Annotated in this window: 16 protein-coding genes; 7 read left to right on the top strand and 9 right to left on the bottom strand. The window is 57.7% G+C overall.

Annotation, left to right across the window (positions count from 1 at the left end):
• Nucleotides 1-54: 54 nt before the first annotated feature.
• The 4 genes from xdhC to guaD are packed head-to-tail and all read right to left on the bottom strand — an operon-like array spanning nucleotide 55 to nucleotide 5,941.
• Complete coding sequence (gene xdhC / locus PAG01S_RS03205) at nucleotides 55-831, bottom strand: xanthine dehydrogenase accessory protein XdhC (RefSeq protein WP_010670170.1); 777 nt, start codon at nucleotides 829-831, stop codon at nucleotides 55-57.
• Entirely contained in the window at nucleotides 818-3,184 is a 2,367-nt protein-coding gene (gene xdhB / locus PAG01S_RS03210) for a xanthine dehydrogenase molybdopterin binding subunit (protein WP_062757669.1), read from the bottom strand. The genes xdhC and xdhB overlap by 14 nt, the downstream gene beginning before the upstream one ends.
• Nucleotides 3,174-4,616 (bottom strand): xanthine dehydrogenase small subunit, encoded by a 1,443-nt coding sequence (gene xdhA / locus PAG01S_RS03215; RefSeq protein WP_062757671.1) that lies wholly within the window; start codon nucleotides 4,614-4,616, stop codon nucleotides 3,174-3,176. Before xdhA ends, xdhB begins: the two co-directional genes overlap by 11 nt.
• Complete coding sequence (guaD, locus tag PAG01S_RS03220; protein WP_010244825.1) at nucleotides 4,613-5,941, bottom strand: guanine deaminase; 1,329 nt, start codon at nucleotides 5,939-5,941, stop codon at nucleotides 4,613-4,615. Before guaD ends, xdhA begins: the two co-directional genes overlap by 4 nt.
• Nucleotides 5,942-6,342: 401 nt before the next feature.
• On the opposite strand from guaD, the gene ydfG reads away from it, so the two are divergent.
• A complete protein-coding gene (ydfG, locus tag PAG01S_RS03225) occupies nucleotides 6,343-7,089 on the top strand; it encodes a bifunctional NADP-dependent 3-hydroxy acid dehydrogenase/3-hydroxypropionate dehydrogenase YdfG (RefSeq protein WP_033757999.1) in 747 nt (248 codons plus the stop codon).
• A gap of 31 nt (nucleotides 7,090-7,120) precedes the next feature.
• Here ydfG and PAG01S_RS03230 read toward each other — a convergent pair whose 3' ends face one another.
• The gene (locus tag PAG01S_RS03230; RefSeq protein ID WP_029519527.1) at nucleotides 7,121-7,447 is read right to left on the bottom strand and encodes a YnfA family protein; all 327 of its coding nucleotides are present in this window, start codon (nucleotides 7,445-7,447) and stop codon (nucleotides 7,121-7,123) included.
• Between the two features lie 278 nt (nucleotides 7,448-7,725).
• Between PAG01S_RS03230 and PAG01S_RS03235 the strand changes: the two genes are divergently transcribed.
• Both PAG01S_RS03235 and PAG01S_RS03240 read left to right on the top strand, forming a co-directional pair.
• Nucleotides 7,726-8,049 carry a DUF1283 family protein gene (locus PAG01S_RS03235; protein WP_010244816.1) on the top strand — a complete coding sequence of 108 codons (324 nt, stop codon included), beginning with the start codon at nucleotides 7,726-7,728 and terminating at the stop codon, nucleotides 8,047-8,049.
• A 44-nt stretch (nucleotides 8,050-8,093) separates the two neighbouring features.
• Nucleotides 8,094-8,390, top strand: coding sequence for a DUF1161 domain-containing protein (locus tag PAG01S_RS03240; RefSeq protein ID WP_033771805.1), 297 nt, complete (start codon nucleotides 8,094-8,096; stop codon nucleotides 8,388-8,390).
• Between the two features lie 39 nt (nucleotides 8,391-8,429).
• On the opposite strand, the gene PAG01S_RS03245 is transcribed toward PAG01S_RS03240, so the two are convergent.
• Nucleotides 8,430-9,896: an MDR family MFS transporter gene (locus PAG01S_RS03245; RefSeq protein ID WP_062757673.1), complete on the bottom strand. Its 1,467-nt coding sequence runs from the start codon at nucleotides 9,894-9,896 to the stop codon at nucleotides 8,430-8,432.
• Nucleotides 9,897-10,288: 392 nt separating this feature from the next.
• Here PAG01S_RS03245 and PAG01S_RS03250 point away from each other — a divergent pair, with 392 nt between their 5' ends.
• The 4 genes from PAG01S_RS03250 to osmV are packed head-to-tail and all read left to right on the top strand — an operon-like array spanning nucleotide 10,289 to nucleotide 13,727.
• A complete protein-coding gene (locus PAG01S_RS03250; protein ID WP_010244807.1) occupies nucleotides 10,289-11,005 on the top strand; it encodes an ABC transporter permease in 717 nt (238 codons plus the stop codon).
• A gap of 17 nt (nucleotides 11,006-11,022) precedes the next feature.
• Nucleotides 11,023-11,934 carry a glycine betaine ABC transporter substrate-binding protein gene (locus PAG01S_RS03255; RefSeq protein ID WP_010244805.1) on the top strand — a complete coding sequence of 304 codons (912 nt, stop codon included), beginning with the start codon at nucleotides 11,023-11,025 and terminating at the stop codon, nucleotides 11,932-11,934.
• Between the two features lie 9 nt (nucleotides 11,935-11,943).
• Nucleotides 11,944-12,591: an osmoprotectant ABC transporter permease OsmW gene (gene osmW / locus PAG01S_RS03260; RefSeq protein WP_010244802.1), complete on the top strand. Its 648-nt coding sequence runs from the start codon at nucleotides 11,944-11,946 to the stop codon at nucleotides 12,589-12,591.
• Nucleotides 12,591-13,727, top strand: coding sequence for an osmoprotectant ABC transporter ATP-binding protein OsmV (gene osmV / locus PAG01S_RS03265; RefSeq protein ID WP_010244799.1), 1,137 nt, complete (start codon nucleotides 12,591-12,593; stop codon nucleotides 13,725-13,727). The genes osmW and osmV overlap by 1 nt, the downstream gene beginning before the upstream one ends.
• A gap of 508 nt (nucleotides 13,728-14,235) precedes the next feature.
• Here the strand turns inward: osmV and PAG01S_RS03270 are convergent.
• From PAG01S_RS03270 to mlc, 3 genes are all read right to left on the bottom strand, one after another.
• On the bottom strand, nucleotides 14,236-15,612 hold the full coding sequence (locus PAG01S_RS03270) for a nucleobase:cation symporter-2 family protein (protein WP_010670178.1): 1,377 nt from the start codon (nucleotides 15,610-15,612) through the stop codon (nucleotides 14,236-14,238).
• 180 nt (nucleotides 15,613-15,792) lie between these two features.
• Nucleotides 15,793-16,491: a dethiobiotin synthase gene (gene bioD / locus PAG01S_RS03275; RefSeq protein ID WP_033767301.1), complete on the bottom strand. Its 699-nt coding sequence runs from the start codon at nucleotides 16,489-16,491 to the stop codon at nucleotides 15,793-15,795.
• 113 nt (nucleotides 16,492-16,604) lie between these two features.
• Entirely contained in the window at nucleotides 16,605-17,822 is a 1,218-nt protein-coding gene (gene mlc / locus PAG01S_RS03280; RefSeq protein ID WP_062757675.1) for a sugar metabolism global transcriptional regulator Mlc, read from the bottom strand.
• Nucleotides 17,823-17,863 lie beyond the last annotated feature (41 nt).

Below are 17,863 nucleotides of genomic sequence, written 5' to 3' on the forward strand. Positions count from 1 at the left end.
TCCTGGTGGGCATCGCAAAGTCTTATCCTGACAGGTTGCCGCGCAGGCGACAACTCAGGCGACGTGCTGCTGATAAACGCTGATGATTTCACCGGCAATCGCCACCGCAATCTCGGCGGGCAGCTTGCCTTTGACGTCCGGCAGGCCAATCGGACAGCGCAGGCGCGCCAGCGGTTCGTTCGCGACGCCCTTGCCCGCCAGCCTGTAGCGGAAACGCTGGTTTTTCGTTTCAGAACCGATCACCCCGGCATAGCGGAAATCGCCGCGCTTCAGCACCGCCTCGCACAGTTCGAAGTCGAGGGGATGATGATGGGTCATGATGATGAAGTAGCTGCCTGCGGGTGCCTGTGCTACGCAGTCGAGCGGATCGTCCGGCTGCAGCGTCACCACGCCAGCGGGAACGTGGCTGAACTGCGCCGGACGGCTATCGATCCAGTTTATGTGACAGGGTAACGTTGACAGCAGATTGACCAGGGCCTGTCCCACATGGCCTGCGCCAAAAAGGTAGATCTCTGGCTGCGCCTGCAGCAGCGGCTCAAACAGCAGCGTGGTTTTGCCGCCACAGCACTGGCCAAGCCGAGCGCCCAGGCTGAAATCTTCAGTGTGTGGCGCAGTCGCCCCACTCTGCAACATCGCCCTGGCCTGGGCGATGCACTCAAACTCCAGATGACCGCCACCGATGGTGAGATAACTCTCCTGCTGCGTCACCACCATTTTGCTGCCGCTGTCGCGCGGCACCGAACCGTGCTCACTGAGCACGGTGATTAATACGCAGCTCTGACGTTTTTCACGCAGCTGATGCAGCACGCCAATCCAGTCATGATAAATCATCAACCCCTCCCGTCAGGCGTTGCACGCCCCAGAAGATGCGCTCCGGCGTGGCGGGCGCATCCAGCAGTGGGTGCTGCCGGTAATCGGAGACGCTGGCGACCGCATCCTGCAGGGCACACCAGGCGGCGATGCCCAGCATAAACGGCGGTTCACCTACGGCCTTGGAGTGGAACACCGTGTCTTTAGGGTTTTTACGGTTCTCCACCAGCGTGACCCGCAGGTCCGCCGGAACGTCGCTGATGGCGGGAATTTTGTAGCTCGCCGGTCCATCGGTCAGCAGCTGGCCTTTATTACTCCACACCAGCTCTTCGCAGGTAAGCCAGCCGACGCCCTGTACAAAGCCACCTTCAACCTGGCCGATGTCGATGGCCGGATTCAGCGAGGCGCCGACGTCATGCAAAATGTCGGCACGCAGCAGGCGGGATTCGCCGGTTAAGGTATCAATCACCACTTCACAGCAGGCTGCACCGTAAGCGTAGTAATAGAACGGCGTCCCGCGACCCGCGACCCGGTCGTAATGAATCCCCGGCACGCGGTAGTAGCCGGTGGCGGAGAGCGGCACCTGATTCAGCCACGCCAGCTTCGCCACCTCGGCGAAGGTGTAATGTTTATCCACGGCGCGCACCACCCCGTTACGGAAGCTCACCGCCGACGCGTCGCACTGGTGTAGCTCGCAGAGCATGGCGGTCATGCGGTCGCGCAGGATTTCAGCACCATTCTGCGCCGCTTTGCCATTGAGGTCAGCCCCGCTGGAGGCCGCGGTTGGCGAGGTGTTGGGCACTTTGCCGGTGTCGGTGGCGGTGATCTGAATTTTATCGATCTCAATCTGCAGCACTTCGGCGACAATCTGAATCACCTTGGTGTTCAGGCCCTGGCCCATCTCGGTGCCGCCGTGGTTAAGCTGCACCGTGCCGTCGGTGTAGATCAGGATCAGCGCCCCCGCCTGATTGAGAAAGCTGGAGGTAAAGGAGATGCCGAATTTTACCGGCGTCAGCGCCAGACCGCGTTTCAGCAGCGGACTGCGGGCATTAAACGCCTTAATCTCCGCGCGGCGAGCCTGATAGTCGCTGCTCTGCTCCAGCTGTTCGGTAATCTCATCCAGCAGGTTATCCTCTACCTGCTGGTGATAATGAGTGATGTTGCGATCCTGCTTGCCATAGTAGTTACGCTTGCGCAGCGCCAGCGGATCCAGCCCGCGCTCACGGGCGATGTGATCCATGATCTGTTCAATCGCCACCATACCCTGCGGCCCGCCAAAACCCCGATAGGCGGTGTTCGAGGCGGTGTTCGTGCGGCAGCGATAGCCGGTTACCCGTGCATCCCCGAGGTAATAGGCGTTATCGGCGTGGAACATGGCACGATCGACAATCGATCCGCTAAGATCCAGTGAATAACCGCAGTTTCCGGCCAGATCGATTTTGATGCCGCACAGACGCCCATCCTCTTCAACACCCGCTTCGTAGCGCACAAAGAACGGATGGCGTTTGCCGGTGACGCGCATATCGTCGCGACGTGAAAGCCGCATCTTCGCCGCCCGGCCGGTCTGGCGCGCCACGATGGCACAGAGACAGGCGACACCGGCCGCCTGCGTCTCTTTACCACCAAAGCCACCGCCCATCCGGCGCATATCTATCGTCACCTGATTCAGGCTGATGCCCATCACTTCCGCCACCAGTTTCTGCACTTCGGTGGGGTTCTGGGTTGAGGAGAAGACCTGCAACTGCTGATCTTCACCGGGAATAACCATTGCCGTCTGGGTTTCCAGATAGAAATGCTCCTGGCCGCCAATGTGAAACGCCCCACTGACCCGATGCGGCGCACGCGCCAGGGCCGCTTCCACATCACCGCGCTGGTGAATGTGAGGTTCCTGCACAAAGCTGCCCTGTGCCAGCGCCTGTTCCACATCCAGCAGCGGTTCCAGCACCTCATATTCAATTACCGCAGCGGCCGCGCCAAGGCGGGCAGCCTCGGGGGAATCCGCCGCCACCGCGATCACGATCTGTCCCAGATACTCTACTTTGTCATGGGCCAGCAGCGGGTCGCCCGGCTCCAGCGGCCCGACATCATTGATGCCCGGCACATCCTGCCAGGTCAGGACGCTGACGACCCCGGGAACGGCATAACAGGGCTGCACATCAATATGCAGGATGCGCGCATGAGCATACTCACTCAGGCGCGGACAGAGATGCAGCAGACCCGGCAGCTCCGGCTTATCGTCGATAAAACGCGCCTCGCCGGAGACATGTTTTTCCGCGCTTTCATGGCGGTTACTGCGACCGACGCCGCTCTGTAAATCAGCGGCATACTGCGCCTTAATGACCTCTTCGTTGAGTTCAGGACGGTTATGAGACATAGCGGGCCACCTCAATACAGGTTATTTCGCCGTTGTGGCGATGCCAGTAGCGGCGCAGCAGGTTGCGTGCGACCTGCAGACGGTAGTCACTGCTGGCGCGGAAATCGGAGAGCGGCTGGAAATCCTCTGCCAGCGCCGCGGCTGCGCGTGACACCGTCACGGCATTCAGTGGCTGACCGATGAATGCCTGTTCACAGTGACGGGCACGCTGCGGTGTGGCCGCCATGCCGCCAAAGGCGATGCGGGCACTACTGACTACGCCCTGTTCAATCTGCAGATTAAAGGCGGCGAACACGGCTGAGATATCATCGTCCAGCCGTTTGGACACTTTCCAGGCCACAAAATCAGGTGACACCGTCACCTTATCGATGCGAATGGCGCGAATAAACTCCCCTTTTTCGAGCCGGGTTTGGCGATAGCCGGTAAAGAACTGATCCAGCGGCAGACTGCGCTGCTGCTCACCGCGCTGTAACAACAGGCTGGCGTTCAGGGCCAGTAGCGCCGGCGAGGCGTCGCCAATGGGGGAAGCGTTACCGATGTTGCCACCTAATGTGCCCTGCAGACGGATTTGCAGCGAGGCAAAGCGTTGCAGCATCGCGCTGACGCCGGGAATGCGGCTGGCAAGAAATTCGCTGACCTGCTGCAGCGAAGCCCCTGCGCCCAGCAGGTAGTGGTCATCAAATTCGCTGCAGACTTTGAGCGCGGCAACCTGCTCCAGCGCAATCAGCAACGGTATTCTTTTATGCTGCTGGGTAATCTGCAGGCTGAGATCGGTGCCACCGGCAATCAGCCTCGCCTCGGGATGGGCCAGATAGATCGCCGCCAGCTGAGCCGGAGTTTTGGGCAGGAAGCAACGGCGGCCCTCCCCCCCTAATTCCTGCATCTCCGGGGTTGCCAGCGCCTCAAGCCGCTGCACGGTTGCGGCGGCACCTTGATCGAACTGGTCTGTCACCGGCTGCGAGCAGAGCTGTTCGGCGGCGGCCATAATCGGCCGGTAACCGGTGCAGCGGCAGAGGTTGCCCGCCAGCGCAGTTTCCGCCTGATGGCGATCCCAGCCCGAAGCGGTTTTTTGCAGGCTGAACAGCGACATCACAAAGCCCGGCGTGCAGAATCCGCATTGCGAGCCGTGACAGTCGACCATCGCCTGCTGCGCCGGATGCAGTGCGCGGCCGTGACGCAGATCCTCAACCGTAATCAGCTGCTTGCCCTGTAACGCGGAGACCAGCGTCAGGCAGCTGTTGACCGTTTCATACTGCATTGTTCCCCCGACGGCTTTGCCCAGGGTTACGCTGCAGGCGCCACAGTCGCCAGATGCACAGCCCTCTTTGGTGCCAGGGCGTTGCTGACGGGTGCGCAGGTAGTTGAGTACCGTGAGGTTGGGGTCGAGCGCGTCCTCGCTGACCAGCTGGTTATTTAACAGAAACTGGATCATGCGGCTTGCTCCTGTGCGTCGCGCTGCCAGACCGGACGACCGGCTACCCAGGTCTGGGCAATATTGCGGTCGTCGCCGAGCGTCATTAATACAAACAGTTTTTCCCAGATATCTTTGCTGTTGCCGATGCGCAGTTGCTGCAGGGCAGAAACCGCCGGGTCCAGCACCACAAAGTCCGCTTCTTTACCGATGTTGAAATTTCCGATGACGTGGTCGAGATCCAGCGCGCGCGCCCCGCCCAGCGTGGCGTGATAAAAGGCTTCGGCCGCGCTGAGCCGGTAGTGCTGCAGCTGGCCCACCTTGTAGGCTTCGCCCAGGGTCTGCAGCATATTAAAGGTGGTGCCCGCCCCAACATCGGTGCCGATCCCCACTTTTACCCCCTGCTGCCAGCTGCGTTTCAGGTTAAACAGGCCGCTGCCGAGAAACAGGTTTGAGGTGGGACAGAAAGCAATGGATGAATCGGTATCGTGCAGACACTGCCATTCGTTCTCTTCCAGATGCAGACAGTGAGCAAAGACGCTGCGGCGGCCGGTCAGCTGGTGATGATGATAAACATCCAGATAGCCTTCACGCTCCGGGAACAGTTCTTTGACCCAGGCGACCTCCTGCGGGTTTTCGCTGAGATGGGTATGCAGCCAGGTATCCGGGAACTCCTGACGCAGCTGCTGCACTTTTTCCAGCAGCTGTGGGGATGAGGTCGGCGCAAAGCGCGGCGTCAGGGCGTAGCTCAGGCGTCCGCGCTGGTGCCAGCGCTCAATCAGCGCCCGGGTCTGCTGGTAGCTCTGTTCAGGGGTTTCGATCAGGTTGTCGGGCGCATTGCGATCCATCATCACTTTCCCGGCAATCAGCCGCATGTTCAGCGCTTCGGCGGCGCTGAACAGCGCCTCCACCGATTGCGGATGGACGGTGCCAAACACCAGCGCGCTGGTGGTGCCGTTGGAAAGCAGCTGATGCAGGAAGAAGGCGGACATCCGCGCAGCGTGATCGGGACAGTGATACTGCGCTTCAACCGGGAAGGTGTAGTGATTCAGCCACTCCAGCAGCTGTTCGCCAAATGCGCCAATCATCTCTGTCTGCGGATAGTGAATGTGGGTATCGACAAAGCCCGGCACGATCAGTCTGCCGCGCAGGTCGATGACCGGATGCCCCGCCAGCATCGCCTCGCTATTCTCCCAGCTATCCAGCCCCACTACGCATCCATCACGCAGCAGCAGCACCGCATCCTCAAGATAGCGGGCCTGGCCGGCCAGGTCGTCGGGACGATCCACCACGCCGGTAAAGTCAAAGAAGCTGGCGCGTATCGCCGTGTCGGTTGCTGAAAGCATGGGTAGTCCTTTCTGAAAGCGCGATGTTATATCTGCAGATGATTATCTGAATAATCCTGTGCAACCTGCGTGCCAGAATTGAAATAGAATAAATTCTTTAAATATCAGTTAACTAAGCTAAAAAATGGAAGTTGCGCAACAAATAAGGACTGATATTACGTAGCAACCGTTTGCGGAACGGATGCAAACGGTTGCTACGCAATATTGCGCGCCCTGATCATTTTGAGTATGGCCGGTTACCCGCAAACCTGCCCTTTAACGGTGCAATCTGCCCTGAAAAGGCGCAGCTGGCTACCCGTTAAAATCCGTTTACAGGTCAGGCAGTTTTTCCACGCGCAGAAGCGGAAATGAAATGCTATGGTGAAGCCATCGACTCTGAAAATGGCATAAGGAACAGTGAGATGATTATTTTTGTCACCGGTGCGACCGCCGGTTTTGGTCAAAGCATCACCCGTCGCTTTATTGAGAATGGTCATAAAGTGATTGCCACTGGACGACGGGCTGAACGTTTAAAAGCGCTGAAGGAAGAACTGGGCGAGAATATTTATACGGTACAGCTCGATGTGCGTAACCGTGCCGCCATTGAAGAGGCGGTCGCGCAGTTACCGGCGGAATGGCGCAATATCGACGTGCTGGTCAATAACGCCGGTCTGGCGCTGGGCGTCGAACCGGCGCACAAAGCCAACGTCGAAGACTGGGAAAACATGATCGACACCAACACCAAAGGCCTGGTCTATATGACCCGCGCCCTGCTGCCACAGATGGTGGAGCGTGATGTCGGTCATATTATCAATATCGGTTCGATTGCCGGTAGCTGGCCCTATGCCGGTGGCAACGTCTACGGCGCCACCAAAGCCTTTGTGCGCCAGTTCAGCCTGAATCTGCGTACTGATTTACACGGCACCGCGCTGCGCGTGACCGACATTGAACCGGGTCTGGTCGGTGGCACAGAGTTTTCCAACGTGCGCTTTAAGGGCGATGATGACAAAGCGGGTCAGGTCTACGAAGGGGCTACCGCCTTAACGCCGGAAGATGTGACAGAAGCCGTATACTGGGTGGCCACACTGCCTAAACATGTCAACATCAATAGCCTTGAGATGATGCCGGTCAGCCAGACGCTGGCGGGGCTGAAAGTGCATAAACCTTAACTCCCTGCAGCGCCAGCCCTCACGGCTGGCGTTACCCGCGTCCCCAGCCCATCACGATAATCAGCATGCCGCTGAATGCGATCAGTGCCCCGCTCCAGTCCCACACACTTAACTTCACGCCATCCACCACCCGCAACCAGAGCAGCGCGGTAAGCACATAGACGCCACCGTAGGCGGCATAAACCCGGCCGCTGGCCGCGGGATGCAGCGTCAGCAGCCAGACAAATAGCGCCAGACTTGCTGCCGCAGGGAGTAGCAACCAGACTGAGCCGCCTTTTTTCAGCCATAACCACGGCAGAAAGCAGCCGGTAATCTCCGCCAGCGCGGTAATAAAAAACAGCAAGGCGGTTTTAATCAGCATCCTTACCTCTCCTTAACGTAAACAAACGACTCACTGCTGGTGAGCAAAGAAACGGCGATGATATACTAAGAGCCAGGCCCATCAGGCTGTTTTATTTATCCGTCTGACCCGGGCAGTGCTCATCATCCTCACGTACACTCTGTACGCACCGGTTGTTATGCGCTGTCGGTGTTCAGACTTCTGCCTCAATGACCCCTGATGAGCCAGGCTCTAAGCATGCCCGCTGCAACCGCTGTCGTGGATGGCGATGTTTGCGTTAACTAAAGGATAGTGTGATGAAAAAAATGATCCCTGCCGTGCTGATGGTTCTCCTCTCCACTGCGGCATTCACTGCCACTGCGAATACTAATCGTCTGATTATCGAAGATGGCAGTTCCGCGCTGAGCAATGAAGCGGCGCGCCAGGATAAAGAGCAATGGAATGACACGCGCATGCTGCGCAACAAAGTGAACACCCGCGTCGAAAAAGAGTTTGATAAAACCGATCGTGCGTTTGATACCCGCGACAAGTGCGAGCAGAGCCTCAATCTCAACGCCTACTGGGAGCCCAACACCCTGCGTTGTCTGGATCGCCGTTCCGGTCGCCCGGTAGCGCCGTAAATTTGAGCTATAGTAATGACGACGACTAACATAAGGAAGACGTGATGAAGCTACAGAGGGTTTTGTTAAGCGCGGCGTTATTTGCTCTGCCGCTAATGGCGCAGGCATCCTGTGAATCGGTAAAAACCGAAATCAGCCAGAAAATTATTCAGAACGGTGTGCCTGAGTCGGGTTTTAGTCTCGACATCGTCGCCAACGATCAGGTTGATCAGGCGGGTGGCCAGGTCGTCGGACATTGTGAGAACGACACACAAAAAATTGTTTATAAGCGCTCAGGCAGTGACAACGAAGCCAGCGTACCTGCCAGTGCCGGCAGTTCGCAGGACTCATCTGCCCAGTAGTTCTGTTCAAATCAGGGCGACATCCTGTCGCCCTGCCTGTTAGTCCGCCTGTTCCGGTCGCTGACGCGGCATCATCCATGCCACACCCACCGCAAACAGCGCAATCACCAGTGCCACAACGAACACCCAGTGCAGTGAGGCGGCAATGGCTGCTGTCATCTGCTGCAGGGTTTCCGGATGTAACTGCTGACGGCTGGGTTCGGACATAATCTTCTGCACCGGATCCTCGACCTGCGGCAAACGCCACTGCAGATTGAGATTCAGCACCGCGCCCATGATCGCCGTCCCTACCGCCGACCCGATCATCCGGCTGAACATAATTGAAGCGGTACAGATGCCGCGAATCTGGTAATCCGCCTGGTTTTGTACTGAAACCAGGAACGTGGTGCTGGTCATCCCCATGCCGGTACCGATCAGAAACGCCGTAAAGCCCGCCTGATAGAGTGAGCTTGTGGGCTGTAAAAACAGCAGCAAGGCACTGCCGGTCACCAGCAACAGCGCCCCAAGCTGGGCGGTGAAGCGGTAGGAGGTGTGCAGCATCAGTCTGCCGCTGAGGGTGCTGGCCAGCGGCCAGCCAATCGACATCATCGCCAGCACACTGCCCGCCTGTAACGGTGAACCGCCGCTGATCCCCTGAATCCAGGTGGGCAGAAAAGCGCTGATGCCCATCATGGCCGCCCCGATGATGAGGTTGCCCGCATTGCCCGCCACGATAAGCCGGCTGCGCCAGATTATCAGCGGAAACAGCGGTGCCGCTGAATGCAGCTCGTGGCGTCTGAGCTGCCAGCCAGCGAACAGTGAGAAGAGCAGAAACGGCACCAGCCAGACGCCCAGCTGTTCCGCCTGCAACAGCGCAATCAGCAAGGCCGTCACGCAGAGCATCAGCCAGCCGCTGCCCGCCAGGTTCAGCGGCTGCGATTTCTCCTCCTTCTGGTGCGACGGTAGCCAGCGCCACAGCATCAGCATGCTGATCAGGCCGATAGGCAGATTGACCCAGAAAATCACCGACCAGCTAAAGTGCTGTACCAGCCACGCGCCGGTCAGCGGCCCCACTATCGCCGCTACACCCCAGACGCTGGAGAGCCAGCCCTGCACGCTGGCGCGTTCGCGCGGCGAATAGATATCCGCCACGATGGTGGAGCTGAGCGGCATGATCGCCCCCGCCCCCAGGCCCTGAAACGCCCGGAACAGGATCAGCCAGGTCATGGTATGGGCAAAGCCACACAGCACCGACCCCACCAGGAAAATCGACGTGCCGACAAAAAACATCGTTTTGCGACCCACCATATCCGCCAGCCGCCCATAGAGCGGCACGCTGACAGCCTGGGTCAGCAGATAGATCGAGAAGACCCAGCCAAACTGCGAAAAACCGCCGAGATCAGCAATGATGGTGGGCATCGCGGTGGCCACAATAGTGACTTCAATGGCCGCCATAAACATCGCCAGCATGCAGGCGATCAAGATCCAGTGGCGATGTCCGGTCCGGATTTGTGCGCTTTCAGTCATAGGGTTCCTTTTTTAATCTGCAAGGCTAGCTGAAAAACAGACAATGCAGTTTCCCGCGCGTGCGCATTTTCTGCGCCCTCTGTGACAGTGTCACCAGAAGTCGATGAAAATTTTTTATTGTCGCATTAGCCCAGCGGCTACGCGGCTTTAACACCATTTTAACCTGTTTCTATCTCTCTGATTTGTGGCTTAAAAGCTGGCTTGTGCAATAAAGGGCTGCTATAGCATTACACCATCTTATTCAGTATTCACTGAAAAAGAGTGGGTAAACAGTCATTTTATCTACATTTTATCGCAGTTTCGGTATTGGGCGCGGCGGCATTTTTTGCCGTACCTGTCGGGCTGTTTATGGTTGTTATAACAATTGAGATCGTAATCAGGGAGATTCTCCTATGCAAAATGCTTCACTGGCCCGACGCGCCGGTCTGGCACTGCTTGCAGTGGTCGCGGTGATCGCGGTGCTGATCTGGGGCCTTGGCTGGGATCAGCTGGTCGCACGTAAAGTCGATCTGCTTTATCTCGGGCAACAACACCTCTTCTTAGTCTTCTGGTCAATGCTGTTCGCTTTGCTGGTCGGTATCCCCAGCGGCATCCTGCTAAGTCGCCCGTTTGCACGTCGCTGGGCAGAGTACGTGATGCAGATTTTCAATGTCGGTAACACCCTGCCACCACTGGCGGTACTGGCTCTGGCGATGGTTATTATCGGGATTGGCGACCGTCCGGCGCTGATTGCGCTGTTTCTGGCTTCGCTGCTGCCTATCGTCCGCAACACCTTCTCTGGTCTGAGCGCAGTTCCCCCGTCGCTGATTGAGGCGGCCAACGGCATCGGCATGACCAAATGGCAGCGTCTGCGTCAGGTAGAGCTGCCGAATGCCTTGCCGGTCATCCTCTCTGGCGTGCGCATCGCCACCGCCATCAATGTCGGCACCGCCCCACTGGCGTTCCTGATTGGCGCCAGCAGCTTTGGCGAGCTGATCTTCCCGGGCATCTATCTGAATGACTTTCCGACGCTGATACTCGGCGCCGTCGCCACTGCACTGGTGGCACTGGTACTGGATATGATGCTGGCCGCGCTGGGCCGCTTTCTGAGTCCGCACGCTGCGGCCTGACCACAAGGAGCTTTGCAATGCTAACGCGTTGGATTAAGAAAAGCGTTGTCGCGCTGACCGCGACACTGCTGTTAAGCCAGACGGCACAGGCTGCTGCACCGCTGGTGATGGCGACCAAAAGTTTTACCGAGCAGCATATCCTGTCAGCAATGACGGTGCTCTGGCTGCAGAAGAAAGGCTTCGAGGTGGTGCCTAAACGCAATATCGCCACCACCATTGGCCGTAATGCGCTGCTGAATAAGCAGATTGATATGGTCTGGGAATATACCGGCACCTCGCTGATCATCTTTAACCATATCAACCAGCCGATGTCTTCACAGCAGGCGTATGAGACGGTGAAAAAGCTGGATGCCAGACTGGGGCTGGTCTGGCTTAACCCGGCACCAATGAACAACACCTATGCCTTTGCCATGACCCGTGAACGGGCCGAAAAAGAGGGCATCAGCACCATGTCGCAGCTGGTTGCGAAGATTGAGCAGGTGCGTAAAACCGATCCGGATCATAACTGGCGACTGGGTCTGGACCTGGAGTTCTCGGGTCGTTCAGACGGCATGAAGCCGCTGCAGAAAACCTACAACCTGACGCTGGATCGCCCGCAGATCCGCCAGATGGATCCGGGCCTCGTCTATAACGCGATACGCGACGGATTCGTGGATGCCGGTCTGATCTACACCACCGATGGCCGGGTTAAGGGCTTCGACATGAAAGTACTGGAGGATGATAAGCACTTCTTCCCAAGCTACAACGTGACGCCGGTTGTGCGTCAGGATGTGCTGGCGAGTCATCCGGGGCTGGATACCGCGCTTAATCAGCTTTCTGCGCAGATCACCGATGAGGCGATAACGGAGCTGAACAAGCGGGTCGATATCGATCATCAGTCACCGGAAACCGTGGCGCGTGATTTCCTTAAATCCAAAAACATGCTGTAAGGAGGCACTGTGGATACCCTTCACTACATCATGGATAACTGGAGCACCCTGCTCACCCTGAGCTGGCAGCACAGCTGGCTGGTGCTGGTCGCGGTCGGACTGGCAATTGTGATTGGCGTGCCGCTTGGCATTCTGATCGTGCGTGTAAGATGGCTGGCAACGCCGATTCTCGGTATCGCCACCGTAGTGCTGACTATTCCCACCATTGCGCTGTTTGGTCTGATGATCCCGCTGTTTTCACTCATCGGTCAGGGCATTGGCGCGCTGCCGGCGATTACCGCCGTATTCCTCTACTCGCTGCTGCCGATTGTGCGCAACACCCACACCGCGCTGGAGAATCTGCCGGACGGCCTGCGTGAGGCGGGTCGTGGTATCGGCATGACATTCTGGCAGCGCCTGCGCTGGGTTGAAATCCCGATGGCGCTGCCGGTGATCTTCGGTGGCATCCGTACCGCCGTGGTAATGAACGTTGGCGTCATGGCGATTGCCGCCGTGATTGGCGCGGGCGGTCTGGGCCAGCTGCTGCTGGATGGTATCAGCGGCAGTGATATTCGTATGTTAATTGCCGGGGCATTGATGATCTGTCTGCTGGCTATTTTTCTTGACTGGCTGCTGCACCGTTTGCAGCAGGCGCTGACTCCAAAGGGGATTCGATAATGATTACGCTGGAAAACCTGACGAAAACCTTTACCCAGAAAAACGGCACGACCAATAAAGCCGTCGATAACGTCAGCCTGCACGTGCCAGCCGGTGAGATGTGCGTGCTGCTGGGACCCTCGGGCTGCGGGAAAACCACCACGCTGAAGATGATTAACCGCCTGATTCCCGCCACCAGTGGCCGAATCCTGATTAATGGCGAAGATACCAGTACGCAGGACACCACCACCCTGCGTCGCAACATTGGCTATGTTATCCAGCAGATTGGTCTGTTCCCCAACATGACCATCGAAGAGAACATTACCGTCGTGCCACGCATGCTGGGCTGGAACAAAAAGCAGTGCCACGAGCGGGCTACCGAGCTGATGAGCATGGTTGCGCTGGATCCCACCAAATTCCTGCATCGCTATCCGCGAGAGATGTCCGGCGGTCAGCAGCAGCGTATCGGGGTGATTCGTGCCCTGGCGGCGGATCCACCGGTGCTGCTGATGGATGAGCCGTTTGGCGCCGTTGACCCAATTAACCGCGAAGTGATCCAGAATGAGTTTCTCGACATGCAGCGTCAGCTGAAAAAAACCGTAATGCTGGTGAGCCACGATATTGACGAGGCGCTGAAGCTCGGCGATCGCATTGCGGTATTTGGTCAGGGTAAAATCGTGCAGTGCGCCAGCCCGGATGAACTGCTGGCGACCCCTGCCAATGAGTTCGTCGGCTCGTTTGTGGGTCAGGACCGTACGCTTAAGCGCCTGTTACTGGTGCAGGCGGGCGACGTGACCGACCAGCAGCCGACGATCACCGTCCGCCGCTCTACACCGCTGGAAGAAGCCTTTGGCACCATGGATGAGAACGATATGCGGTCGATTACCGTGGTCGATGAGGATGGCAAACCGCTGGGCTTCGTGAAGCGTCGCGAGGCGCGTAACGTCAGTGGCCGCTGTGAAGAGCGACTGCACACCTTTAAGGTCACCGGTAAAGCGGAAGAGAACCTGCGCGTGGTGCTATCAAAACTCTATGAGCACAACACGGTCTGGATGCCGATTGTCGATGAAGAGGGTCGCTACAGCGGTGAGATTTCGCAGGATTATATTGCGGATTACCTCAGTTCCGGTCGTACCCGCCGTCGTCTGAATCCATAATTTCGTCACCTAAATGGGTCTTACCGGCCCATTAAAACAGCAGATATAAGCAGATATACCCAAGCCTGGGTAAATCAGACAGCAACAAACAAGCTTAACGCGCAGGGAACCGGGTCAGAGGAGGAAAGCGTCCCGCGCCATGGACAAAAACGCCGGGAGCGTTTTTGAACAACGCAACGCGTTGGCCCGGTACGGGCGCACCTCAGGGATGAGGTGCGTAATTGCGCGGGCCGAGCGTGCCACGGATGGCGGCTTTTGCGACTTTCCGATCTGACCCTGTTCCCTTCGCAGACTCCATCTTAAAGCCAGTTAAGTCACGGCCTGTCCTGTCTGTCAATTCAGGTAGTAGCTCAGGGAGCATACGCCTGTAGCAAAGACGCAAAAGATGCCATCCATGGCATGCTCAGCGCGGCCCATCCCTGGTCCGCGATGCTTTGATACAGGCATATGCTCCCATCGCTTTGGATTTTTGAGCCGTATGTGAGAGATACATCGGCTCTTCTGCTTTTTAGCTCTCCGTCAGCGTTTCCGCCTCCACCTCTTCCACCACAGGCGCCTCGTCCGGCAGCACCATGTTCAGCACAATCGCCAGAATGCCGCCGGTCGTCACCGCATGACCAAACAGACTGTTAATCAGCGGCGGGAACTGCTTCAGCACATCCGGCACCGCCTCCACGCCCAGACCAATACCAAAAGCGATCGCCACAATCAGCATCTCGCGGCGACCCAGCGGCGTCTGGGTCATCACCCGGATGCCCGCAGCAACCACGCTGCCAAACATCACGATTGTCGCCCCGCCCAGCACCGGCGGCGGGATCTGCTGCAACAGGGAGCCAATAAAGGGAAACAGCCCCAGCAGCGCCAGCATGATTCCCAGCAGCATACCGACGTAACGGCTGGCGACGCCGGTCATCTGGATAACGCCATTGTTCTGCGCAAACGTGGTGTTGGGAAAGGCGGAGAAGACCGCTGCCAGCACACAGCTCAGGCCGTCGGCGACAATGCCACCCTGCAACCGCTGCTGAAAAGGTTTGCCGGTGATCGGCTGCTGTGAAATCAGGCAGTTAGCGGTAAGGTCACCGACGGCTTCAATTACCGCGATCACTGACACCAGCGCGATCGGCAGGAAAATGGTCCAGTCAAAGGCAAAACCAAACCGGAAGAACGCGGGCAGCACCAGCCAGTTGCTCTCCGGCGCAACATTAAGTTGCAGATGACCGGTCAAGGCCGCGGCAACGCATCCCACCGCGATTCCGGCCACCACCGCCACCAGCCGCGCCCAGCGATTTCGCGAGCGGTTCAGCGCCACGATCACCAGCAACGTCAGCGCCCCCAGCGCCAGATTTCCCGGCGATCCAAAATCTGTGGCGTTGTGCCCGCCCGCCCAGTCGGTAATGCTGACTTTTATCAGGCTGATGCCAATCAGGGTGATCACCGTGCCGGTCACCACCGGCGTCAGAACTTTGCGCAGCGAGCCAACGCAGCGGCTGATCAGAATCGGAATCAACGCCGCCACCAGGTTACAGCCAAACAGCATCGCCATAATCTCTTCCGGCGAACCACCGCGCCCTTTCACCATCAGACCACCCGAGAGGATCACCCCCAGAAACGCGAAGCTGGTGCCCTGCAGACAGATCATGCCCGCCCCGATGCCATAAAAGCGTCTGGCCTGCATAAACGTGCCTAAGCCGGAAACGAACAATGACATGCTGATCAGATAAGGAATATAGGCCTGCAACCCCAGAACGGAGCCAATAATCAGCGGCGGCGTGATGATTCCCACCACGCTGGCCAGCAGATGTTGCAGTGCGGCGAAAAACGCCGGGGCGGGGCCGATGCGGGCTTCAAGCCCATATAACAAACCTTTCTCGTGCGAGTGCGACATGATGGGGCTCCAGCTCAGTGTGATAAGCGGAGTTAATGCATTTTCTGCGCCATGACGCCACGATTTCGCGATATCCGAGCCAGGTCTTTCAATTCTAAATGGAAATAGTTAAAGACAGCCGACAACAAGCCTGAAACTTTAGGCTCATTGCCGACTCAGATGACTTAGTTTGTTTCATAATCAGGCGATCTTTGCACTCACAGCGTGCAGATTGTTCTGCTCCAGCAGAGAAATATCGATGTAAGGCGTCAAATCACGCTGTTCTGCACGCGGCAGATAAGGCAGCTCGCCCAGCAGCGGCGCACTAATTTTTTCACGCAGAATCTCAATAATATCGCTGTACTGCGCCAGTCCCGGATTGATGCGATTGGCCACCCAGCCCACCAGTGGCAGTCCATCCTGCGCTATCGCTTCTGCTGTTAACAGGGCGTGACTGATACAGCCCGACTGGATACCGACCACCAGCACCACCGGCAGCTGCTGCTCAACGACCCAGCAGGAGAGCGGACGTCCATCGTTCATCAGGCTGCGCCAGCCGCCGGTGCCCTCCACGACCACGCGATCGGCCTGCTGCGTCAGGCTGCTTAAGCCCTGTGTCAGCAATGCGTAATCAATGATCTGGCTCGGATGGGTGCAGATCTCCTCTTCCTGAAAGGCCAGCGGATTGATCGCCTGATAGGGTAAATCGATAGATGAAGCGCTTTGCAGAACCTGTGCATCTTTGTTACGCAGGCCGTCGGCGGTTTTGACCGCGCAGCGCGCGACGGGCTTGTACCCGACGGCACTGAGCCTGGCCTGGATAAAACTTTGTAACAGGGCGCGTGACACCACCGTTTTGCCCACTGCGGTGTCAGTGCCGGTAACAAATAGTCTGTTCACTCAACTTCTCCTCTCGAACCGTTGCGGTTAATCGGTGATTAACCTTGCTGCGAACCGGCATTTTAAGGAATGGAGGATGAGAACAGATTGCGTTAGCGCAAGATTAGGCCCGCTTAACCTTGCAACAGTTTCACTAACAGGTGTCCGTTATAGAGCGCGTCTTTGATCAGGGCTGCGCCGCCTAACGTTCCCGGCTCGCTAAATTCGGTAGGTGCCAGCTGGATACTCGCGCTGTAGGCCGGGAGTGATTGCTGCAGAATGGTGTTGCTCACGGCCGGAAACAGCACATCCGCGGCGGCATTCAGGGGGGAACCGATAAGAATATGTTGAGGATTGAAGATGTTGACCATCATCGCCAGAATCCGGCCAACATGATGACCCACGCTGGCGATGGTGTCGCGCGCCAGACGGTCGCCAGACTGCGCCGCCGCGCACAGCGACTCCAGCGTCAGCGGCTGATTATTGAGCAGGCTGTCGGGCTGGGCCGGCAGACGCTGCGCCGCCAGCGCCAGCAGACTGCCGGTGCTGGCCACGGTCTCCAGACAGCCATGATTACCGCAGTAGCACTGCTGACCATAGGGGTCGATCTGAGTATGCCCGATCTCGACCAGCACCCTGCCACTTTTATGCAGCAGTTGACCGCCACTGATCACCCCGGCTCCCACGGTTTCATCAATCACAATCTGAATCACATCCTGCGCCCCACGTGAGGCACCAAACAGCGACTCCGCCAGCGTCCAGGCTGAAATATCGTGCTGCACAAACACCGGTAAGCCGGTTCGTGCCGCCAGCGCATCGCCCAGCGGCATATCGCGCACCTCATAACCCGGTAGCCGATGCACCACACCTGACGCGGCGTTGATCAGCCCTGGCAATGTAATGGCAATGGCCGTAAGGCGTTCCAGCTTCTTCTGATGACGAATAAAGAAGGCATCAACCTGTTCAATCAGCGCGGTAAGTAACGGCTGAGCAGACTCATCAGGCAGCGGCAGGCTCTCTTCCACCAGTTCCTTGCTGCTGAGATCGCGCAGCGTAAACGTCATGGCGCCGCGATGCAGGCGAATAGCCAGATAGTGCCAGGCGTCGGTATCCAGTATCAGGCCTATCGCCGGACGACCACGACTGCCGGGATCCTGAAACTCGGTCTCCTGCACTAAATGTGCGTCCAGCATTTCACGCACAATTTTGGTAATGCTGGCCGGAGCAAGCTGGGCTCGGCGGGAAAGTTCGATACGCGAAATGGGACCATAACGGTCAATTAATCGATATACGACACCTGCATTAGTCTGCTTGATCTGGTCAATGTGGCCAGGTTGACTGTCCGGATTCACAACCCTGCTCCCGGTTATTTTCGCGCTTCTAAATAAACATG

The organism is Pantoea agglomerans NBRC 102470, assembly GCF_001598475.1.
In the GTDB taxonomy this organism is placed as follows: Bacteria; Pseudomonadota; Gammaproteobacteria; order Enterobacterales; family Enterobacteriaceae; genus Pantoea; species Pantoea agglomerans.